The organism is Vibrio sp. QJM3NY_27 (assembly GCF_057785955.1).
This window is the reverse complement of sequence record NZ_CM173511.1, coordinates 1,213,638-1,234,062: the sequence shown is the minus strand read 5'-3', so window position 1 is coordinate 1,234,062 and position 20,425 is coordinate 1,213,638. Positions and strand designations below refer to the sequence as shown.

The 20,425-nt window shown below is 43.7% G+C and carries 21 protein-coding genes, 1 riboswitch and 1 other annotated feature; of the genes, 8 read left to right on the top strand and 13 right to left on the bottom strand.

Annotation, left to right across the window (positions count from 1 at the left end; all coding sequences use genetic code 11):
* Positions 1-233 precede the first annotated feature (233 nt).
* From AC3CIA_RS05650 to AC3CIA_RS05640, 3 genes are all read left to right on the top strand, one after another.
* Positions 234-464 carry a TIGR02647 family protein gene (locus AC3CIA_RS05650; RefSeq protein ID WP_004734587.1) on the top strand — a complete coding sequence of 77 codons (231 nt, stop codon included), beginning with the start codon at positions 234-236 and terminating at the stop codon, positions 462-464.
* A gap of 114 nt (positions 465-578) precedes the next feature.
* Positions 579-1,433, top strand: coding sequence for an NAD(P)H-binding protein (locus AC3CIA_RS05645; protein WP_114633232.1), 855 nt, complete (start codon positions 579-581; stop codon positions 1,431-1,433).
* Positions 1,426-2,118: a YdcF family protein gene (locus AC3CIA_RS05640; protein WP_488518671.1), complete on the top strand. Its 693-nt coding sequence runs from the start codon at positions 1,426-1,428 to the stop codon at positions 2,116-2,118. The genes AC3CIA_RS05645 and AC3CIA_RS05640 overlap by 8 nt, the downstream gene beginning before the upstream one ends.
* 129 nt (positions 2,119-2,247) lie before the next feature.
* On the opposite strand, the gene AC3CIA_RS05635 is transcribed toward AC3CIA_RS05640, so the two are convergent.
* Positions 2,248-2,826 (bottom strand): thymidine kinase, encoded by a 579-nt coding sequence (locus AC3CIA_RS05635; protein WP_004734584.1) that lies wholly within the window; start codon positions 2,824-2,826, stop codon positions 2,248-2,250.
* Positions 2,827-2,923: 97 nt separating this feature from the next.
* Positions 2,924-4,309, bottom strand: a complete 1,386-nt coding sequence (gene cysS / locus AC3CIA_RS05630) for a cysteine--tRNA ligase (RefSeq protein WP_004734583.1) — start codon at positions 4,307-4,309, stop codon at positions 2,924-2,926.
* 191 nt (positions 4,310-4,500) lie between these two features.
* Here cysS and AC3CIA_RS05625 point away from each other — a divergent pair, with 191 nt between their 5' ends.
* The 4 genes from AC3CIA_RS05625 (at position 4,501) to AC3CIA_RS05610 (ending at position 7,786) form a co-directional block, all read left to right on the top strand.
* Positions 4,501-4,995, top strand: coding sequence for a peptidylprolyl isomerase (locus AC3CIA_RS05625; RefSeq protein ID WP_004734582.1), 495 nt, complete (start codon positions 4,501-4,503; stop codon positions 4,993-4,995).
* Positions 4,996-5,079: 84 nt separating this feature from the next.
* Entirely contained in the window at positions 5,080-5,814 is a 735-nt protein-coding gene (lpxH, locus tag AC3CIA_RS05620; protein ID WP_146457307.1) for a UDP-2,3-diacylglucosamine diphosphatase, read from the top strand.
* Positions 5,815-5,937: 123 nt separating this feature from the next.
* On the top strand, positions 5,938-7,155 hold the full coding sequence (locus AC3CIA_RS05615; protein ID WP_146457305.1) for an EAL and HDOD domain-containing protein: 1,218 nt from the start codon (positions 5,938-5,940) through the stop codon (positions 7,153-7,155).
* Positions 7,156-7,273: 118 nt separating this feature from the next.
* On the top strand, positions 7,274-7,786 hold the full coding sequence (locus AC3CIA_RS05610) for a YchJ family protein (protein ID WP_488518670.1): 513 nt from the start codon (positions 7,274-7,276) through the stop codon (positions 7,784-7,786).
* 249 nt (positions 7,787-8,035) lie between these two features.
* On the opposite strand, the gene hisIE is transcribed toward AC3CIA_RS05610, so the two are convergent.
* From hisIE to AC3CIA_RS05565, 9 genes are all read right to left on the bottom strand, one after another.
* Positions 8,036-8,686 (bottom strand): bifunctional phosphoribosyl-AMP cyclohydrolase/phosphoribosyl-ATP diphosphatase HisIE, encoded by a 651-nt coding sequence (hisIE, locus tag AC3CIA_RS05605; protein ID WP_488518669.1) that lies wholly within the window; start codon positions 8,684-8,686, stop codon positions 8,036-8,038.
* On the bottom strand, positions 8,683-9,456 hold the full coding sequence (gene hisF, locus AC3CIA_RS05600; RefSeq protein WP_004734577.1) for an imidazole glycerol phosphate synthase subunit HisF: 774 nt from the start codon (positions 9,454-9,456) through the stop codon (positions 8,683-8,685). Before hisF ends, hisIE begins: the two co-directional genes overlap by 4 nt.
* Positions 9,438-10,175 (bottom strand): 1-(5-phosphoribosyl)-5-[(5-phosphoribosylamino)methylideneamino]imidazole-4-carboxamide isomerase, encoded by a 738-nt coding sequence (gene hisA, locus AC3CIA_RS05595; RefSeq protein ID WP_488518668.1) that lies wholly within the window; start codon positions 10,173-10,175, stop codon positions 9,438-9,440. The genes hisF and hisA overlap by 19 nt, the downstream gene beginning before the upstream one ends.
* Before the next feature lie 43 nt (positions 10,176-10,218).
* Positions 10,219-10,833, bottom strand: coding sequence for an imidazole glycerol phosphate synthase subunit HisH (gene hisH / locus AC3CIA_RS05590; RefSeq protein ID WP_004734575.1), 615 nt, complete (start codon positions 10,831-10,833; stop codon positions 10,219-10,221).
* Positions 10,834-10,857: 24 nt separating this feature from the next.
* The gene (gene hisB, locus AC3CIA_RS05585; protein WP_004734574.1) at positions 10,858-11,946 is read right to left on the bottom strand and encodes a bifunctional histidinol-phosphatase/imidazoleglycerol-phosphate dehydratase HisB; all 1,089 of its coding nucleotides are present in this window, start codon (positions 11,944-11,946) and stop codon (positions 10,858-10,860) included.
* Positions 11,947-12,077: 131 nt separating this feature from the next.
* Complete coding sequence (hisC, locus tag AC3CIA_RS05580; RefSeq protein WP_473577211.1) at positions 12,078-13,118, bottom strand: histidinol-phosphate transaminase; 1,041 nt, start codon at positions 13,116-13,118, stop codon at positions 12,078-12,080.
* A 9-nt stretch (positions 13,119-13,127) separates the two neighbouring features.
* On the bottom strand, positions 13,128-14,447 hold the full coding sequence (gene hisD / locus AC3CIA_RS05575; RefSeq protein ID WP_017094422.1) for a histidinol dehydrogenase: 1,320 nt from the start codon (positions 14,445-14,447) through the stop codon (positions 13,128-13,130).
* Entirely contained in the window at positions 14,447-15,343 is an 897-nt protein-coding gene (hisG, locus tag AC3CIA_RS05570) for an ATP phosphoribosyltransferase (protein WP_029224816.1), read from the bottom strand. Before hisG ends, hisD begins: the two co-directional genes overlap by 1 nt.
* Before the next feature lie 53 nt (positions 15,344-15,396).
* Positions 15,397-15,532: a sequence feature (His leader region), on the bottom strand.
* 189 nt (positions 15,533-15,721) lie between these two features.
* On the bottom strand, positions 15,722-17,314 hold the full coding sequence (locus tag AC3CIA_RS05565; protein ID WP_102557357.1) for a Na+/H+ antiporter NhaC family protein: 1,593 nt from the start codon (positions 17,312-17,314) through the stop codon (positions 15,722-15,724).
* Between the two features lie 112 nt (positions 17,315-17,426).
* Positions 17,427-17,604, bottom strand: a riboswitch (Lysine riboswitch).
* 364 nt (positions 17,605-17,968) lie between these two features.
* Here AC3CIA_RS05565 and AC3CIA_RS05560 point away from each other — a divergent pair.
* Positions 17,969-18,379, top strand: coding sequence for an H-NS family histone-like protein (locus tag AC3CIA_RS05560; RefSeq protein WP_004734569.1), 411 nt, complete (start codon positions 17,969-17,971; stop codon positions 18,377-18,379).
* A 172-nt stretch (positions 18,380-18,551) separates the two neighbouring features.
* Here the strand turns inward: AC3CIA_RS05560 and AC3CIA_RS05555 are convergent, their stop codons facing one another.
* Positions 18,552-19,856, bottom strand: a complete 1,305-nt coding sequence (locus tag AC3CIA_RS05555; RefSeq protein WP_004734568.1) for an inosine/guanosine kinase — start codon at positions 19,854-19,856, stop codon at positions 18,552-18,554.
* A gap of 102 nt (positions 19,857-19,958) precedes the next feature.
* Positions 19,959-20,228, bottom strand: coding sequence for a hypothetical protein (locus AC3CIA_RS05550; protein WP_488518667.1), 270 nt, complete (start codon positions 20,226-20,228; stop codon positions 19,959-19,961).
* Positions 20,229-20,425: the final 197 nt, after the last annotated feature.

Below are 20,425 nucleotides of genomic sequence, written 5' to 3'. Positions count from 1 at the left end.
ATTCGCTCAATGCAAATTATTTTTAGTCACAATATATTACAACCGCTTAGCAATAAACATCACTGATGATTTAAGTGGATGCAAATCACCCAATATAACCAAAATAAACTCATCACTCGATGATTAATCAATCAATTTGGTATCACTTATCAATTCTCTTTATTTGCTATTGCCTGAGCCGTGAATGCGCACTAAGGTGAAGGTAGAGAACGTTATGAATATATAGGTTAATTATGAAGTACAACGCTGAAAACATTGCTGATTTAAACCTCCTTCTTCAATTTGATGTAAGTAGTGCCGCTACTGGAATTAAAGTTCATCAAGAGGCAGCTCAAGAAACTCAAGACGCTGTTAAGCGCCTATTCGAAAAGAACCTTTGTACTCAGCCAGACGGCGGTTACCTAACAGATGAAGGTATACAGATGGCAGAGCGCGCAGACAAACTACTTCGCGTACTAAACTAAATCTCCATTGTTCCAGTAAAAACTCCACTCGCCTCGGCCGTGGAGTTTTTTCATTTTTGGGCAAAGGTTTGTTAGGCTTATTGTAAATTCGTCATTTGCAGTTGTGAGGAACACATGGCTTCTATATTTATTGTTGGTGCAGGATGGGTCGGTGCACCTTTATCTAAACATCTAGAAAAACATGGTAACCAAGTGGTGGTCACAAAAACGACCCGAGCGGGTGCAGACACCATTGGTAACAAACGTATCCCATGTGAAGTTTTCAGCTTTGACTCATCGGAGCCTGAGCATACTATCGGCCAACTCTATTCACTGTTACTCGAAAATAATGCAGAGATCGTCATTGGTAGCTTCCCTCCCGGCTTTAGAAAAGGTGCGGGACAAGAATATGCTGAATACTGGCAACAGCTAACCAATGCTTGTCAGAAAGCCAATGTCAAAAAGCTGATCATGGTTAGCTCGACTACGGTCTACCCGACCAAGCCAGGGATCTTATACGAGCAAGATGCCTCATTAGCGATTTCTACGTCGAGTGATGAACAAGCCAACTCATTTTCGGACAATGCACGCGTGATGCTACAAGCAGAACAGTACATCATTGATTCCGGTATCGACTACACCATCCTTCGCTTCAGTGGGTTAATCGGCCCTAGCCGCCACCCCTCTAGGTTTGCAAGTAAATTGAAACAGGTCAGCACTCAAGCTCCTGCCAACATGCTTCATCTTGACGACGCGATTGGCGCGGTCAACTTCGCTATCAACCAACTGCGCAACGAAGTGGTTAATGTTACGACCCCAAACACGGTGAGTAAGGCGGAGTTTTATGCCGCTGCACTGAAAAGCGCCAACAGCAGTGAGCCGCTGCCCCTCGTGGTCGATACACCAGACAAGCTGATCTCTTCGAAAAAGATTCTCGACTTAGGTTACTCGTTTAAATTCGATTCCACACTGGACGCTCTTTATGACTAATCAATCCATAGCTAACCAAGACATAGCTAAGCAATCTGTAACAAATAACTCAAGGATTAAGCTACATCGTTCGATCGACATCCTTTGGAACTTCATGTCTATGGGCCACAAGGTTACGCCTTCAGATTGCATCTTTGTGCTGTGCAGTAATGATACTCGTGTCGCTGAATACGCTGCAGAGTTATATCATCAAAAAATTGCTCCATACATCGTTTTTTCTGGTGGTGTGGGACGTTTTACAGAAGGAAGCTTTGAGCGTTCAGAAGCAGAAACTTTCGCTTCTATCGCACAAGATTGTGGTGTACCAGGTTCTGCAATTATCATAGAGAAACACGCAACCAATACTGGGGAAAATGTACGATTCACCCACGAGCTGCTGACTGAGCAAGGGTTGTCACCGAAAAAACTAACCTTAGTACAGAAGCCCTTTATGGAGAAACGCACCTACGCCACGTTTAGTAAACAATGGCCTGAAGAGAGTGTAGAAATTACCGTGACTTCGCAATGGCAAAATTGGGATGATTACTTTAATGAAGAGTTGCCGTTAGACATGGTTTTGGGCGCATTGATTGCTGATTATGAACGAATCAAATTCTACCCAGCCCAAGGCTTTCAAATTGAGATGCCAATCCCCGATGACGTTGATCATGCCTATCAAGCCTTGAAGCAGCTTGGCTTCGAATAAATCAAAAGCTCCACTTCGAATAAAGCAAAGGCGCGACTTGGAATAAAGCAAAAACACAGGCTCAATAAACAAAAACGGTGACACTTGGTCACCGTTTTTCGTTTTAGCAAGCTGAACTCTGAGATCGGCTTATTTACCTAACGCTTCTTTGTAGTGCAAACGGCAAGCTGAAACATACTGATCATTCCCGCCAATAGCCACTTGGTCACCTTCAGCAATCGCCACACCGTGCTCGTCGGTACGGATTACCATATTAGCTTTACGGCCACAGTGACAAATGGTTTTAAGCTCAACCAGTTTATCTGCCCAAGATAATAAGTAACGGCTACCTTCAAACAGTTCACCTAAAAAATCAGTACGTAAACCGTAGCAAAGTACAGGGATATGCAGTTTATCGACCACTTCTGTTAACTGGTACACCTGCTCTTTCGACAAGAACTGACACTCATCAATCAAAACACAATGACGCTTTTCTTCTTCATTGAGTTTTTGGATTGCGTCAAACATATTGGTGTCATTTTTAAAAAGTTGAGCTTCAGATTGCAAACCAATTCGAGAGCTAACTTTACCGATACCATAACGATCATCCAATGCTGCCGTAAAGATCACTGGCGTCATGCCACGCTCTTGGTAATTAAATGAAGACTGAAGAAGCGTTGTTGATTTACCCGCATTCATTGCCGAGTAATAAAAATACATCTGAGCCACAGAAATATTCCTGTTAATTAAAAGTTGAAGATAAAAAGGTGAAATTAAAGAATTTTTGCTAGAAAAAAGGGCTGAAAATCAGCCCTTTTTATAATATCTACTTACGACGCCAAGTCGTACCTTCTGGACCATCTTCCAGAACAATACCCAACTCGTTTAGCTTGTCACGTGCAAGGTCGGCATTCGCCCAATCTTTCGAAGCACGAGAGTCGTTACGTAGCTTAATCAACGCTTCGATTTCAGCCACTTCGTCATCGTTGCCTGCCGCATCACCTTGCAAGAAAGCCTCTGGATCTTGATGAAGAATACCGATGATGTCTGCTAGTTCACGCATCAATGCACCTAGTGCACTTGCTTTTTCGACACTTTCAGTTTTGATGCGGTTGATTTCACGAGCCATTTCAAACAGTACTGAATAAGCTTCTGGAGTGTTGAAATCATCGTTCATCGCTGTAGAGAAACGAGTCACGTACTCTTCACCACCAGCCGGAGCTGCTGTAACGTCTAGGCCACGAAGTGATGTGTAGAGACGCTCAAGTGATGCACGAGCTTGGTTTAGGTTATCTTCGCTGTAGTTCAGTTGGCTGCGGTAGTGACCAGACATTAGGAAGTAACGCACTGTTTCTGCATCGTAATGCTGAAGTACGTCACGGATAGTGAAGAAGTTACCCAGTGACTTAGACATTTTTTCTCTGTCTACCATCACCATGCCACTGTGCATCCAAGTATTCACATACTGTGTGCCGTGTGCGCAGCAAGATTGTGCGATTTCGTTCTCGTGATGCGGGAACTGTAGATCTGAACCGCCACCGTGGATATCGAAGTGATTGCCAAGAATAGAAGAGTTCATCGCTGAACACTCAATGTGCCAACCCGGACGACCTGGACCCCATGGTGATTCCCACGTAGGTTCACCTGGCTTAGACATCTTCCAAAGCACGAAATCTAACGGGCTACGTTTTGCAGAATCGACATCAACACGAGCACCCGCTTGAAGCTGATCAAGGTCTTGCTTTGAAAGCTTACCGTATTCGTCAAATTTCTTAACTTCGAACATCACGTCGCCGTTGCTTGCAACATAAGCAAAACCACGTTCAATTAACTTTTCAACAAGTTCAACGATTTCAGTGATGAATTCAGTCGCACGAGGCTCAACATCAGGGCGTTTCATGTTCAATGCATCGAAGTCCGCGTGCATTTCCCCGATCAGGCGCTCAGTCAGAGAATCACAAGACTCACCGTTTTCATTAGCGCGCTTGATGATTTTATCATCGATATCAGTGATGTTACGAACGAAGTTCAAATCGTAACCAAGGTAACGAAGGTAACGAGTTACTACATCGAAAGAAACAAACGTGCGGCCATGACCAATGTGACAGAGATCGTATATGGTTACCCCACAGACATACATGCCGACTTTGCCAGCTGTAATTGGTTTGAATTCCTCTTTCTGTCTTGTGAGTGTGTTATAAATTTTCAGCATGATCTCTATCTATATTTGTGTATTAATCAAAATAAGAGGTCAAGTATATCAATTCATGCGTTATTAGGTAATCCCCCAAAGCAGTAATTACCTCAAACAACCAAGTTAAGTTAATGATTTGGTGATTTGAAAGTCCGCCAACATGCGCTAGAATTCGAACTTCATATTAAAAAGACAGTAAGGTAACAATCATGATCATCCTTCACACAAATTTTGGTGACATCAAAGTTCAACTTAACGAAGAAAAAGCACCAGAAACAAGCGCAAACTTCCTACAGTATTGCCGTGACGGTTTTTACGACAACACGCTATTCCACCGTGTTATCGATGGTTTCATGGTTCAAGGCGGCGGCATGACTTCTGGCCTTAAAGAAAAAACAACTCGTGCAACTATCAAGAACGAAGCAAACAACGGCCTAGCGAACAAAGTTGGTACGCTAGCAATGGCTCGTACTATGGAACCGCATTCAGCGAGCTCTCAGTTCTTCATCAACGTTAACGACAACTCTTTCCTAAACTTCCGTAGCGAAAGCCTAGACGGTTGGGGCTACTGTGTATTCGCAGAAGTTGTTGAAGGCATGGACATCGTAAACAAGATCAAAGGTGTTAGCACTGGTTCTATGGGTATGCACCAAGATGTACCTCTAGAAGAAGTGATCATCACTGGTACTACAATCGAAGCTTAATTCATCGCTTTCGATTAGTATTAATAATTGATGAGCCGATAAAATCAGGATATAGGGAGCGAATCGCTCCCTTTTTTTAGACCTATGAAAACATATTTTATATCAGACCTGCACCTTACTCCGTCACGACAAGATATCACTGACTGCTTCTTAACCTTTATGAAGAAAGAAGCCGTAGAAGCTGATGCACTTTACGTGTTAGGCGACCTTTTCGAATTCTGGATTGGTGACGACGATAAGAGTGAGTTCGCGACTTCTATCCGCCAAGCGTTTATCGACTTAGTGAAAACGGGCGTACCTTGCTACTTCACACAAGGTAACCGCGACTTTTTAGTTGGCAAAAAATTTGCCAAGCAGACGGGCGTGCAACTTCTAGATGAAGTATCAACGATCGATATCTACGGACAAAAAGCGGTGGTGTTGCATGGTGATACCCTGTGTACCGAAGATGTAAAATATCTCGCCTTCCGTGAAAAAGTGCATCAACCATGGCTGCAATGGGTCTTCAACAGAATTCCATTTTTCATCAAGAAGAAAATTGTCTCGAAGGTTCAATCTGACATCAAAGATGACAAGCAGACCAAATCCCTCGACATCATGGATGTGACACAACAGGAAGTGGAAGATGTGATGGAACGAAACAGCGTCGATCTTATGATCCACGGCCATACTCATCGCCCTGACATTCACACCTTTAATGCTAGTAATTGCACTAAAACTCGTATCGTATTGGGTGATTGGTATACGCAAGGTTCAGTGCTGGTGTTCACTCCGCAAAGTTTTGAACTACAGAATCGAGAGTTTAGCAACCGCTTTTAACATCACTATTAAACTTTCACTTTGATTATTATTATCGGTCAGACTTTCATAGAAAGTGTATGGTAATTTCTACTGAATTAGCTATTATCTCTCTACCAGAAATAAACAGAACACAGTACCAAGTTGAAATATTCATACGTAGCGCGTCAACCAATACTCGATACAGACAAGAAAACCATAGGTTACGAGTTGCTATTCAGGGATGGTCCTAAGAACACTTTCCCTGAAGTAGAGCCGGAGCTCGCTACTAGCCGTTTGCTTTCCGATCACTTTTTATCAACTCACTATAATACGTTGGGTGATAAATTGGGGTTCGTGAACTTCCCTTATGCAAGCCTAATCAACTTAGTCCCGACTCTGTTCCCCAAAGAAAGCCTCGTTGTTGAGGTTCTTGAAGACTGCGAACCAACAGACGAACTACTTGAAGCAATAAAAACTATCTATGACGCGGGTTACACTATCGCGTTAGACGACTTTGTACCAAGCAAAGCATGGAAGCGCTTTTTACCGTACGTTTCAATTATCAAGTTTGATATCCGTTTGATCTCAATCGCGAAAGCTTCGATGTTCATGAACTCTCTCAAAGGGTTGGATATTAAGTTCCTCGCAGAAAAGGTCGAGACTTACGATGAATATCAAGAAGCAAATAGAGCAGGCTTCACCTACTTCCAAGGTTATTTTTTCAGCAAGCCGGAAATGATTCAAACTCGCGCTCTCAACCCTGCGTTCTTGACGATTGTTCAGCTGTTAAAAGAGATTGCGCACGACCCTATCGACTTTGGCGAAGTAGAACGCTTAATTACGTTAGATGTGACGCTTTCTTATAAAGTACTTGCGTATGTAAACTCCGCAGGTGGCTCAGCAACGACCATTCGTTCATTTCGCCAAGCGCTTATTTTCCTTGGCGAGCAAAAGCTGCGTAAGTTCGTTTCACTGGTAGCGATTGCCTCTGCGAAAGAAGATAAACCCGATTCACTCTATGGTTTAGCGGTACTGCGCGCTCGTCAGTGTGAACTCTTAGTAGAAAAGATGAATGTAAAGGTAGAACCCGGACAAGCCTTTTTAACCGGTATGTTCTCTCTACTTGATTCACTGTTTGACCAACCGTTACAGCAAGTCTTGGATTCAGTACCAATCGATGAAGAGATCAAGCAAGCTCTGATTCAACGAAAAGGTGTCTTAGGCGCCATTATGGCAATGGTCATTGCATATGAACAAGCTCGCTGGGACGAAGCAACGCGCATTCGTAAACTTCTCAAGCTAAGTGAAGCGGAACTTGGTCAAGCTTATGATGAAGCGACTACTTGGGCTCAAGAGCTGTTATCACCTTCGTTGAAATAGTTCACTTCACATTGCTGCTTCAATAGAAGCTAAGCTTTGGTGAGCGATCGTTTCTTGGTAAACTCCAACGCATTCATATATGGCCTCTTAATAGAGGCCATTTTTACAGGATCTGACTATGCCTTTATGCCCATGCGGTAGCAAAAATACTTACCAACAATGTTGCGAATCAGCACACCTTAACCACAGTGCAGTTGAAACACCCGAGCAATTAATGCGCTCACGTTATTCTGCACATGTACTTGGTTTAGTTGATTATGTGGTTGCTACTTACCACCCGACTTGTAATGCAGAAGCGCAGAGAGAAGGTATTGCTGAATCCATAGATAGTGATTGGGCGGGTTTAGAAGTCATCGATACTGCCGCAGGTTCACATGAGAACGAAGGCTTTGTTGAGTTTAAAGCATACTTCAACGACGAGGCTGAGCAGTTCTGTATGCAAGAACGTTCGCGCTTTGTTCGTGAAAACGGTCTTTGGTATTACATTGATGGTACCTTCCCTGAGCAAGAAGAACGATCAGCGCCAGAGATTGACCCGCGTCTAAACCAAACGGTTGAGAGTTTCAAAATCGGCCGCAATGACCCATGTATCTGTGGTAGCGGAAAGAAATATAAGAAGTGCTGCGGGTAAGTCAAATAATTAGAATGTTTGATTAAGTAAAGAGATTCCTGATGTCGCTTAGGCTCCTCGGAATGACGTAAAGTCAGAGTTTAGAAAAGTGACGCAGGGCTTAGAAATCTTGAAATCTTGAAATCTTGAAATCTTGAAATCTTGAAATCTTGAAAATTTAAAAGCTAAAAAGCTAAAAAGCCCCGTAAACATGGTTGTTTACGGGGCTTTTATCTATCTGTTACGTGGTTCGATTAATCTAAAGAGAGCTTACTTATGGCGCTCTTTTAATTTGTTCACCACATCGTTCATCGATAAGCCTTGGTCTTGTAAAAGAACCATCAAGTGATAAATCAAGTCTGCTGATTCACACACTAATTCCGCCTTATCGCCCGACGTCGCCGCAAGCGCGACTTCAACGCCTTCTTCGCCCACTTTTTGCGAAATACGCTTGGTGCCACGGGCATATAAACTGGCAGTATAAGAAGACTCAGGGTCTGCGTCCTTGCGGGCAGCCAGTAGCTGCTCAAGCTGATGAAGCCACACCATCTGTGTTTCTTCTTGCTTATCGCCATCCCAACACGTTGTTGTACCTGTGTGGCACGTTGGGCCAATGGGATTAACCTTAACCAGCAAGGTATCGCTGTCACAATCCAATGACATGTTTTGCAGTTGCAATACGTTACCCGACGTTTCACCTTTGGTCCAAAGGCGCTCTTTAGTGCGAGAGAAAAACGTCACTTGGCCAGTTTCACCTGTTTTCTCGAGCGCTGCTGGGTTCATGTACCCCATCATCAGCACTTGGCTCGATTGGTAATCTTGAACAATAGCCGGCACTAAGCCATCTACTTTTTCCCAATCAATACGCTCTGACAATGCGCCTACTTCTGTTTTTGATAAGCTTACGGGTTCAAAACTCATAGTCGCACCTCTACATCTTGTTGTTTCAAATACTGTTTAAGTTCACCAATATTGATGACTTGCTTGTGGAATACCGAAGCCGCAAGTGCTCCGTCCACGTTGGTTTTTTTATAGGCTTCAGCAAAGTGCTCCATCGCACCAGCGCCACCTGATGCAATCAGGGGTACATTACACACTGAACGTACCATGTTTAACTGGTCGATATCATAGCCGTTGCGAACGCCATCTTGGTTCATCATGTTTAACACAATCTCACCTGCACCACGTTTCTGTACTTCCTGCACCCAATCTTTGGTTTCCCACTTGGTTGCTTTGGTACGCGCTTCATCGCCTGTGAATTGGTAAACCTGATATTTACCCGTCTCTTTATCGAAGTATGAATCGATACCGACAACGATACACTGCACGCCGAACTTATCAGCTAGGTCAGTGATCAGCTGAGGGTTAGCCAATGCAGGCGAGTTGATGGATACTTTATCTGCACCAAACTCAAGAATGCGCGCTGCATCTTCTGCTGACTTAATACCACCAGCCACACAGAAAGGGATATCAATCACTTCTGCTACGCGTTTCACCCAGCTCTTATCGACCACACGGCCATCACTTGATGCGGTAATATCGTAAAATACTAATTCATCAGCGCCCTCTTCTGCGTAGCGTTGTGCTAGCGGAACGATGTCACCAATAATTTCGTGATTACGGAATTGAACGCCCTTAACCACTTGCCCATCACGGACATCCAAACAAGGGATTATTCGCTTTGCCAACATGCAAATGCCTCCTCTGCGGTGAACTTGCCATCAAGCAGTGCACGACCAACAATCACACCCGCAACGCCGCTGCCTTTCAGTGCTTCGATATCAGCTAGGCTGCCAATGCCACCCGATGATTGGAATTGCACTTGTGGGTACTGTTTACAGAGATCAACATAGAGCTCTACGTTTGACCCTTCTAGCGTGCCATCACGTGAAATATCTGTACACAGAACGTGTTTAAGGCCAACCGTGAGGTAATCTTCAATTAGCGCTTCAATGGTCACGCCTGAATCTTCTTGCCAACCTGAAATCGCCACTTTACGTGTGCCGCTTTCGTCAATGTTGATATCCAGAGCCAGCACGATTTTTTCCGCGCCGTACTTTTCCATCCAACCTTTAACCAACTCAGGTTGCTTAACTGCTGTAGAACCAACCACAACGCGCTGTGCGCCAGCTTCTAGTAGATCAACAACATCTTGTTCGTTACGCACGCCACCACCAATCTGGATGTTCGCAGGCGTTCTAGCCAGTAGCTTAGCAATTAAGTCTAACTGACGAGCAGTGGTATCTTTTGCGCCTGTTAAGTCAACAAGGTGCAGCCAACCAGCGCCAGCTTGGTGATACAGGTTAAACTGCTCTGCTGGATCGACTTTGTATTCTGTTACTTGCCCGTAGTCCCCTTGAAATAAGCGAACAACTTGGCCTTCAATTAAATCTAACGCGGGAATAATCATTTACATTCCTTATCTGGCAACGGTAGCCGCTACCTAATCCTTATTACAATTCCAAGAAGTTCTGAATCAGCTTAGAGCCAGCTTTCGAAGATCGCTCTGGGTGGAATTGAACACCATAATAATTGCCACTTTGCACTGCCGCTGTGAACGGATTTCCGTAATCACATTGTGCAATTGTGTAGTCACCCACTGGCATTGCGAAGCTGTGTACAAAGTAGAAGTACTCGCCCTCTTCAATGTCTTTGAATAAAGGGTGGTTAGGTGTCGCGGTAACTGTGTTCCAACCCATGTGTGGTAATGGCAAATCACCCGTTTCAAGTAAACGAACTTCACCATCACACAATCCTAAGCATTCAACTAACTCGTCAGCTTTTTGGCCTTTCTCTTGAGACAGTTTGCCTAACAGCTGCATACCTAAACAGATACCCAGCAGAGGCTTCTCTACTTGCTTCACAAGACTAACAAGGTCACGCTCTTGCAGGTTCTTCATTGCCTCACTTGCTGTACCTACACCGGGTAGGAACAGCTTGTCCGCAGCTAGAACAACTTTTGGTTCTTTCGAAATTTCAACTGCGTAGCCCAGACGTTCAATCGCAAACTTCACTGAGGAAACGTTGGCACAACCAGTATCAATAATAACAACTTTTTGATCTTTCATTGTTTTTCCTTGCTAACGTTAACCTTACAGAACGCCTTTGCTGCTTGGTAATTCATTACCTTCAACTTTGATTGCTTGGCGAAGAGTACGACCAAACGCTTTAAACAGGCTCTCAATAATGTGGTGATCATTATTACCAGCTGAAGAAAGGTGCAATGTACAAGCCAATGTATCGGTTAGAGAGCGGAAGAAGTGAACCACCATCTCCGTAGAAAGGTCACCCACTTGCTCGCGGCTAAACTTAGCATCAAATTTTAGGTACGGACGACCAGATAGGTCTAAAGCACACTGAGCTAAACACTCATCCATAGGCAAGCTGAAACCGAAACGGCCGATACCACGTTTGTCGCCTAATGCATCTTTAAGTGCTTGGCCTAAAGCAAGAGCGGTGTCTTCGATTGTGTGGTGATCATCAATGTGTAGGTCGCCCTTCACAGTCAGGTTCATCTGGAAACCGCCGTGTGTCGCGATTTGATCAAGCATGTGATCGAAGAAACCCATGCCAGTATCGATCTTGTTACCACCGGTTTCATCAAGGTTTACGGCTACCTTAATGTCAGTTTCTTTCGTTGTACGAACCACTTCAGCAACACGAGCATTAACCGTTAAATCTTTAACGATCTGTGGCCAGTTGAGTGTGCCTTCCGTTTCTGCATCCGGGCCGTATTGGATACCACGAATTGCCATGTTCTCAGCAAGTTGAAGATCCGTCATTCGATCGCCAATCACAACAGAGTGTTGGAAGTCGACTTTGCCGCCTTGTAGGTATTCTTTAACCATACCCAGTTTAGGCTTACGGCAAGAGCAGTTGTCTTCGTCAAAGTGAGGGCAAATAAGCACGTCGTCAAACTTAACGCCTTGAGACTCAAAGAACTCCATCATCATATTGTGCGGAGCATCGAACTCTTCTTGTGGGTAGCTATCTGTGCCTAGACCATCTTGGTTAGTCACCATCACTAAACGGTAACCCGCATCTTGCAATGCTAGTAGGCTAGGGATCACTAGCGGTTCGAATTTTAGTTTGTCTAAACGGTCTACTTGAAAGTCGACTGGTGGCTCAACAATTAAGGTGCCGTCACGGTCTATAAAAAGTATTTTCTGTTGTTTACTCACTTGAACTTCCTTTTAATTTTAAATCTGCTGGCCTAGCTAAAATCAAACGCTAACCCAAAATATTGGTTTCATTTGCCAGTCTGTTTTTAATCAACTCAAACTGACAAATGTTATTAATGGTAAGCCTTTCGTTACTGAAAAAAGTTACGAATGAATCCAAGTGTCTTTTCGCACTCTTCGCGGTTACCAATACTAATACGAACACAGTTCTCAATTGGCGAATTACGCAAGATGATGCCCGTGTCCCATGCCGCTTTAAACAACTCATCGCCGTTCGGGAATTTAACCAGCAGGTAGTTACCCCAACCATCAAATACCGTCACTTGAGGCATACCCAACAAACCAGCTTGCAAATACGCTCGGTTAGCACTTAAATCCAAAACTTGGAACTTCGCTCGCGCTAGTCCTTTCTCTGAGAGTGCTTGAACGGCAATGTCAGCAACAGGGATTGGCACAGGATAAGGAGCAATCACTTTCAACAGTACATCGATAAGCGCTTTGTTGGCTAGCGTAAAGCCACAACGTAAGCCCGCCAAAGCAAAGGCCTTCGACAAAGTGCGCAGAATCGCTAGGTTTGGATATTGCTCCAGTAAATCAACGGTTGATGCTTCTGGACAAAAATCGATATACGCTTCATCCATCACCACAATCGCTTTGTCTTGTGTCATTTCAAGCAACTTGATGATGTCTTTGCGATCAACCAAATTACCGGTTGGGTTATTTGGGCTACAAACAAACACCACTTTTACGTTGTCGAGTTGCGCTTCAATCGCGGGAAGATCCAATTGCCATTCAGACGTCAGAGGCACAACTTTACGCTCAACACCAATCGTCTCGGCACTGATAGCATACATACCGTAAGTCGGAGGGCAGTACAGAATCGAATCTTCGTTCGGCTCGCAGAAAGCTCGAATCAAAAGTTCGATACCTTCGTCAGCGCCACGAGTGGTCAGCGTTTGCTCTGATTTCACGCCTGCATATTGAGCGTAAGCATCGATCAGCTCTTTAGGCTGGCACTCGCTGTAGCGATTAAGACGAGACAAGTTTAGGTTGTACTCGTTATCAAACGGAGACTCGTTAGCGTTTAGCCACACATCTCCGCTGCCACCAATGCGTCTTGCAGACAAGTAAGGTGTTAGAGCCTGAACTTGTTTTCTTGCTAACTTTTCCATGCTCCGCCCCTACTTCGCTTTATTTAACTGTTCAAATCGATTTAATTTTTCAACTCGGATAGTCACAGCACGTTTGTGCGCATCCAAACCTTCGGCTTCCGCCATTGTGACTACCGTTGGCGCTAGGCCTTTCAAGCCATCAGCAGTTAACTCTTGTACCGTCATACGCTTAGAGAAATCAGCCAAACCTAGACTTGAATAGGTTTTGGTATAGCCGTAAGTAGGAAGAACGTGGTTTGTACCTGATGCGTAGTCACCTGCAGATTCAGGAGACCAGTCACCCAGGAAGATAGACCCCGCATTATCTAGCAATGGCAGTAATTCACGTGGGTTCTTGGTTTGAACAATCAAGTGCTCAGGGCCGTAGAAATTCGAAATAGCGATGGCTTGAGTGATCGATTCAGCAATGATAATCAAGCTAGATGCTAATGCTTGCTGAGCGATGTTCGCACGAGACAGTTCTTTCAGTTGCTTCTGAACCGCATCGGTTACTTGGTCGGCAATAACTGGCGATGGTGTTACCAATACAACCTGTGAATCTGGGCCGTGTTCAGCTTGGCTCAGTAAATCCGCAGCAATGAAGTCAGCATCCGCAGTTTCGTCTGCAATTACCATCACCTCCGATGGGCCTGCCGGCATATCAATCGCAGAACCACGGAAGTCGTTACTCACTTGGCGCTTAGCTTCCGTTACGTACGCATTACCAGGACCGAAAATTTTATCTACTTTAGAGACACTCTCCGTACCGTAAGCCATGGCAGCAACAGCTTGACCACCACCGACATTGTAAACCTCATCGATTTTACAAAGATTAGCGACATACAAGATTTCATCCGCGATTGGCGGAGGTGAACAAAGCACAACCTTGCGGCAACCCGCGATTTGAGCAGGTACACCTAACATAAGAACCGTTGACGGAAGTGGCGCGCTGCCACCCGGAATATAAAGGCCAACAGTATTAATAGCGCGTGTCACTTGCTCACACACAACGCCTGGTTGTGTTTCAACCTTAATTGGTTGCGGCTTCTGAGCTTCGTGAAACTTAGCAATATTGCTATAAGCTTGCTCTAACGCTTGCTTCATTTCTGGTGTTAAACGAGCACATGCCTCTTCAATCTCAGTCGAGCTGACTCGAATGGATTCTGGAGTCACACGATCGAACTTTTCAGTCAGCTCTTTAAGTGCGGCATCGCCTTCATTTCGTACTTTTGCAATAACATCAGAAACAGTCGCAGTGATGTTTGCACCTTCAGTAATAGCTGGACGCTCTAGTACCGAGTCTTGCTGTGATTCACTTAAAGATTGCCAAACAACGGTTCTCATCGTCACTACCCCATCATTTTTTCGATTGGTAATACTAGAATCGAGCTTGCACCCAACTCCTTCAGCTGTTCCATAGTTTCCCAGAACAAGTTCTCAGTACTTACTAGGTGAACGGCAACTTTGTCTTTGTCTGTAGATAGAGGAAGAACAGTAGGATCTTCAGCTCCAGGTAATAGCGCTTTGATTTGCTCTAGCTGAGACGTTGGCGCGTGAAGCATGATGTACTTAGACTCTTTCGCTTGTTGAACACCCTGCATACGAGTCAGTAGTTTTTCAATCAATGCTATTTTGTCTGCATCAAATTCGCCAGTGCGTTGAATCAGAGTTGCTTTAGATTGGAAGATAACTTCCGTTTCTTTCAGGCCGTTCGCTTCTAGCGTAGCGCCTGTAGAAACCAAATCTGCGATAGCGTCAGCTAGACCTGCACGAGGAGCAACTTCAACCGAACCTGTTAGCATACAAGTGCTGAATTCAACACCCTGCTCGTCCATGTAGGCTTTAAGTAGTTGTGGGTAGGTTGTCGCAATACGTTTACCCGCAAGATCTTGTGGGCCGTTGTATTCTTCATCTTTGTTGATAGCGATAGAAAGGCGGCAACCACCGAAATCTAAGCGGCGTAGAGTGCTGAATTGCGATGGCTCGTTTAGAGCGATACGGTCTAGGCGAACTTCTTCTAGTTCATTCTCGCCAATGAAACCTAGGTCAACTACACCGTCCATGATAAGACCTGGGATGTCATCATCACGAACCAGTAACAAGTCGATTGGCATATTTAGTGAATGAACAACTAACTGCTCACCCATGATGTTAAATTTAACACCACATTTTTTAAGTAGATCTTGGCACTCTTTACTTAAGCGACCTTTCTTTTGAATTGCGATTCTTAGGCGTTGTGTCTGCATTGCTGTATCCCTGTGCAAATATTTGAATTTATTGATTATTTAAAAGTGCTAAAACTAAAAAACCCTCGGAAGACTTTGTCGTCCCGAGGGTTTAAATCTAAATTCTTTGACTTAACCTCCGGGAGAATTCTTGCTCCCGGGTATACGTAAATCTCCCCGAAAGACTAGATAGGGTGATGATGGTGATGAATGTTCATTGCTAATTTACGCATACTTATCGGCTCTTAGGTTGTTTGCTGTCTTGTCTCCACACTAACTAAGCTGACACCCTTTTTCAACCATTTATTCGAACTTTTTTCACGAAATTTAAAATTAAATTAACGAGCACAAAAAAAGGGAGGCAAACGCCTCCCTTTTCATTATTCAATCAAGTGATGATTAGCTTTTGCACGTCGACATTTTACAACGTGAGAAATAAGCCAATGCAAAACATACTGCCACAAACGTTAGAGACGCTGCGCCGAACGCGATGCCAGTTGATGATGTCATACCTAGAGTGATGAAGCCGATACACGATACGAACGCCACAGACAGCGCATAAGGAAGCTGAGTCGATACGTGGTCAATGTGGTTACAACGAGCACCGGTAGAAGACAGAATCGTTGTGTCTGAGATTGGAGAACAGTGGTCACCAAATACAGAACCCGCAAGAACCGCACTTAACATAGGCAGAATTAGCGCGATGTCAGAGGCTGCAGCCATGTCACCCGCGATAGGTAGCATGATACCGAACGTACCCCATGATGTACCTGTCGAGAACGCCATTAGGCCAGCAAGAAGGAACAAAATAACGGGTAGCCAGTGGTAATCAATGTTGCCCGTTGCTAGAGATGATAGGTACGAACCTGTTTTCATGTCACCGATGACAGAACCGATAGTCCAAGCGAACACAAGAATCAGGATAGCGCCAAACATAGAGCTAGCACCGATCCACATTGTTCTTGCGATATCAGACATTGGTAGCTTTTGCTTAAACACTGTCGCTAGCGCAACAAGCAGACCTAAAACACCACCGTAAACAAGAGACTTGCCTACATCTGTATTTTCGAACGCACCAAGCAGGTTAAATGCTTGACCGTCAGCAGTCAGCGCTTGGCCGCCTGTGTAAAGCATGGCAGCAACTGTTGCTACGATTAGCGATACGATTGGCATAACAAGATCAGAGACAGAACCGTTTTCGCTCTCTTGAATGTCTAGCTCTTCGTTTAGATCGTGCGCTTGCTTTTGATCGTTGTCGCCTTCAAAGCCACGGCCTTGAGAGGCTTCAATCTCATGTTCACGCATCTTACCAACGTCTAGACCGAACCATGCAACGGCAAATACCATTAATAGTGCGAACACAGCGTAGAAGTTCATTGGGATAAGACGAACGTAAGCACCCAGTGCAGAATACTCAGTCACACCGTGTGTCACTAAGATGCCACCAATAATAGTGATGATGTAAGCACCCCAACTAGAAGCAGGCATAATCACACACATTGGAGCAGCGGTAGAATCTAGAATATAAGCTAGCTTAGCGCGAGATACGTAGAAGCGGTCTGTTACAGGACGAGAGATAGCACCTACCGCTAAGCTGTTGAAGTAATCATCGACAAAGATGAATACGCCTAAGAAGGCAGCAAGTAGTTTTGAACCACGTTTGCTCTTCACACGAGACTGTGCCCACTCAGCGAATGCGCGAGTACCACCAGATAGTGTGAGTAATGCAGTTGTCATTCCGAGAATAATTAGGAATGCGATGATGCTCATGTTCCAAGTGTTAATGCCACCATCTTCGATGAAAACACCAGATGCTTTAGTGAACACGTAACTAGCTGCGTTACCTACTGAGTAGTCAGCAAGTAGAATCGCACCCATAACGATACCAACACCCAAGGAAACCAATACACGGCGGGTAACAATAGCTAGAGTCAATGCAACCAAAGGAGGAAGCAGCGATAAAGGCGATGTTGCAAAATCTATTAAATTCATGATCTTCAAAAACCAGTTTTTTATTTGGCTAGAGATCTACTGCAGACAAACTTGATACGGTTTATCAAGCTCATGTTGAACTAAGCGAAAGGGAAGTGAACACTTCACCCAACCCTACAGTAGCGCTCCATAGTTTAAAATTAAGACTATGGCAGTGTTGTACCTATTGAGCACAACCCCAGCAAATTGTTTAGATATACAATTTACTTCGGCAATTACACCTTTCATTCCCGTTCATTGGCATCACCCCAACGAAAACTACTTTTTATAATTGCGCCTCTACGTGCGATAACATTATTAACTGTGCAAACCAGAGTTTAACAACAAATTAACCAAAGCATCGCATCAGGTAGCCGCAATTGTACCCATCAAGAGCAACAATGCAACATATCATTCCGACAAAAATGTCTTTTTGTTAATGAACTAATCAATAAAAAAATAGTCTACATATAGCAATTACTCCACCAGTCACATATCGATTTTTAAGATAATCTTAATAATTATTATAAATTCATCAAAAGTGAGTCGTTTCTTTTTCAACTATTCATCTCACTTTTATATTTAAATAACCAATACAAGAAATACTATTTGTTTTATTCCTAGGCACTGTTTATTATTAGGAGGATTATTTAGTTTACCTTGATGGGAAATATCATGTCTGAATTAACAAAAACACTATTAAATATCCGCAGCCTTCGTGCGTTCTCACGTGAATTAACTCTTGAGCAACTTGAAGAAGCGCTAGACAAGCTGACTATTGTTGTACAAGAGCGTCAAGAGTCTGAAGCTGAAGAACGCGCTGCTAAAGCAGAACAAGAAGCTAAGCTTTCTGCTATTGCTGAACAAATTGCAAAAGACGGAATTGATGTTGCAGATCTTATTGCTGCACTTTCTGGTGAAGCAAAATCTAAAACAACTAAAGCTAAACGTGCTCCTCGCCCAGCGAAATACAAATACGTAGACGCAAACGGCGACGAGAAAACTTGGACAGGTCAAGGCCGTACGCCTTCAGCTATCCAAGAACAACTAGATGCTGGTAAATCTCTAGAAGAGTTTGCTCTTTAAGGCATCCTGTTTGCTAAGTGAATAATCAATAAAACACTAAGCAATAGAATTAATATTAAGTCGACTAAAGTATTATTTACGGCTTCAATATATTCAGAAACAAAAAAGGCTCCTTTCGGAGCCTTTTTTATATTTCACTATTAGAAATATAAATGAAAAAGATAAAAATATCTTATCTTTCCCAGTATGCTTCTTCTAGACTGTCTTCTCTTTCAGGAAGGCCGCGAGACAAGCGAGGAGAGTGCTGAACCAACACTTCATAACTTGCACGGTTTGAATATTTACAAACTTGTGAGAAAGATGAATACGTTAAAAATGCATGTTGGTGCTTGCTAGAATTCGGTACATTTTCTTTATGATATTTATTTGCTGCCATATCATGTAATAAAGCCGACAGCGCCGCATCCCCTGCACCATTGGTATTCTTGATCTTTTCTGGACCACCCATGTAAGGCGCGATATGCGAATAGATTTTCGTTGGGTTGTCACATAACTCTTTATGTGCAGGACGGCTAAACTCATAGCGGTTAAATTCTGCAATCGAGCCTGGTAACAACGGCAATGAAGTTTCACGCTTCACCGCGTCTTCAGTATAACCCGCCATGAATAAGCCAACAGGGCCTGCTGTACACAGAACCAAGTCTACCCACTCTAATGCTTTGTCTGAAGCAGCAAGAGGATCGCTTTCACCTGTTAAGGCTTCTGCTTCGTCTTCATTCATTGCAACAACGGTTACGTGCTGTTCAAGGAAATCTTTCCAAAACTCTGGATCATCTTGAATAACGAATTTAGTACCAAGTGTTAAAACAACAGGCACATCGTATTTCTTCGCGTATTCGATCGCTTTCATTGTTGCTTCAGGCATAGGGTCACCTGGTTTACAACGAACTAAATACGCCGTTAATACTAAAGCAGAAGCACTTTTGAAAATTTTCTCAGGGATGCTTTCTGGTTTTAATTGGTTCATTTGTCCTTCGCTAATTGCGAAAGTACGTTCACCATCTTCTGTAATTAATGCAAAGCAGCGACCAATTGCGCCATCTACCCCTTGTAAATGGTTCAGATCCATTCTGCTTGATGTATTACATAAATAGCGGTAACCGTAACTACCAATTTTAATATCTTGGCTCATTACACCCAATAGCGTTGAACGGTCATCCGCAAGTACTGAATAGTTGTGCAATGTATTACCAATAGTGCCACCAGCGTATTCATTGGTGATCAGGCACTGTTCTTTTAATTCTTGATACAAGGATTCAGCAGCTTCATCACCAATAACCAGTGAGTGTCCCTTACTTAGCCCGTATTTTTCGATTAGCTCAGAACTCACTTTCGCTTCAATATCCACCAAAGTTTGGTCAATACCGATAATATGAGTACGTGACATTCTTTTGCTAGTTTGAGCTTGGCTTACTAAAGGATCACGAGCGTGAACCGGAAAATAGTGCTTTGATTTACGTTGTCCAGGGAATTTCATAAGGCTAGTCTAAGTCAAGGGGAAATAGGTGGCGGATTCTACCGCGCTATATTTAACGCGGCAATCTTTCAAACTATAGCAAACGTTTGCTAGGCTATTTTTTTATTCGCCTTCCATAAAGCTTAAGTCAGGTAGCATACCCAAATGCTCGGCGTAACGTTTTTGATTAAACTCAGCGCCGTTTTTCATTACATCAAATACTTCAATAGCCAGTGCACATGCCATAGCCGTAATCGCCTCTTCACGAGGAGTACCTGTCATCATTAAACGCATCAGCGTCTCTTTCACTTTTACAGGTTGGCCATCTTCAAGTTGGTTCTCGATAATCTCGATCAACTGTTCTTCTTGCATAAACTCATTTTGTTCAGACATTTTTTATCTCAGGTCTTGGATTTCGAGCGACTATGCCACATATAGATCTGACATCCTAGCGAGTCTCCTCGCGTTCATGCGATTCTCTAACGAAGTCAGCGCAATATTTGTGCAAATGAAACTGTGATTCCGGTCTCGGATCTGTCGCGGTGTTTCTCTTTCTGTTAGAATCTGCGACCAAGTAATAGTAACGGTGT

Bases quoted from the DNA above. Each gene is read 5' to 3' on its own strand.
- AC3CIA_RS05550 (WP_488518667.1), bottom strand. From the start codon at position 20,228: ATGTCTGAACAAAATGAGTTTATGCAAGAAGAACAGTTGATCGAGATT.
- hisC (WP_473577211.1), bottom strand. From the start codon at position 13,118: ATGGAAAAGTTAGCAAGAAAACAAGTTCAGGCTCTAACACCTTACTTG.
- AC3CIA_RS05650 (WP_004734587.1), top strand. From the start codon at position 234: ATGAAGTACAACGCTGAAAACATTGCTGATTTAAACCTCCTTCTTCAA.
- AC3CIA_RS05555 (WP_004734568.1), bottom strand. From the start codon at position 19,856: ATGAAATTCCCTGGACAACGTAAATCAAAGCACTATTTTCCGGTTCAC.
- hisF (WP_004734577.1), bottom strand. From the start codon at position 9,456: ATGTTGGCAAAGCGAATAATCCCTTGTTTGGATGTCCGTGATGGGCAA.
- hisH (WP_004734575.1), bottom strand. From the start codon at position 10,833: ATGAAAGATCAAAAAGTTGTTATTATTGATACTGGTTGTGCCAACGTT.
- cysS (WP_004734583.1), bottom strand. From the start codon at position 4,309: ATGCTGAAAATTTATAACACACTCACAAGACAGAAAGAGGAATTCAAA.
- AC3CIA_RS05640 (WP_488518671.1), top strand. From the start codon at position 1,426: ATGACTAATCAATCCATAGCTAACCAAGACATAGCTAAGCAATCTGTA.
- AC3CIA_RS05565 (WP_102557357.1), bottom strand. From the start codon at position 17,314: ATGAATTTAATAGATTTTGCAACATCGCCTTTATCGCTGCTTCCTCCT.
- AC3CIA_RS05560 (WP_004734569.1), top strand. From the start codon at position 17,969: ATGTCTGAATTAACAAAAACACTATTAAATATCCGCAGCCTTCGTGCG.
- AC3CIA_RS05610 (WP_488518670.1), top strand. From the start codon at position 7,274: ATGCCTTTATGCCCATGCGGTAGCAAAAATACTTACCAACAATGTTGC.
- lpxH (WP_146457307.1), top strand. From the start codon at position 5,080: ATGAAAACATATTTTATATCAGACCTGCACCTTACTCCGTCACGACAA.
- hisIE (WP_488518669.1), bottom strand. From the start codon at position 8,686: ATGAGTTTTGAACCCGTAAGCTTATCAAAAACAGAAGTAGGCGCATTG.
- AC3CIA_RS05625 (WP_004734582.1), top strand. From the start codon at position 4,501: ATGATCATCCTTCACACAAATTTTGGTGACATCAAAGTTCAACTTAAC.
- hisA (WP_488518668.1), bottom strand. From the start codon at position 10,175: ATGATTATTCCCGCGTTAGATTTAATTGAAGGCCAAGTTGTTCGCTTA.
- AC3CIA_RS05645 (WP_114633232.1), top strand. From the start codon at position 579: ATGGCTTCTATATTTATTGTTGGTGCAGGATGGGTCGGTGCACCTTTA.
- hisG (WP_029224816.1), bottom strand. From the start codon at position 15,343: ATGCAGACACAACGCCTAAGAATCGCAATTCAAAAGAAAGGTCGCTTA.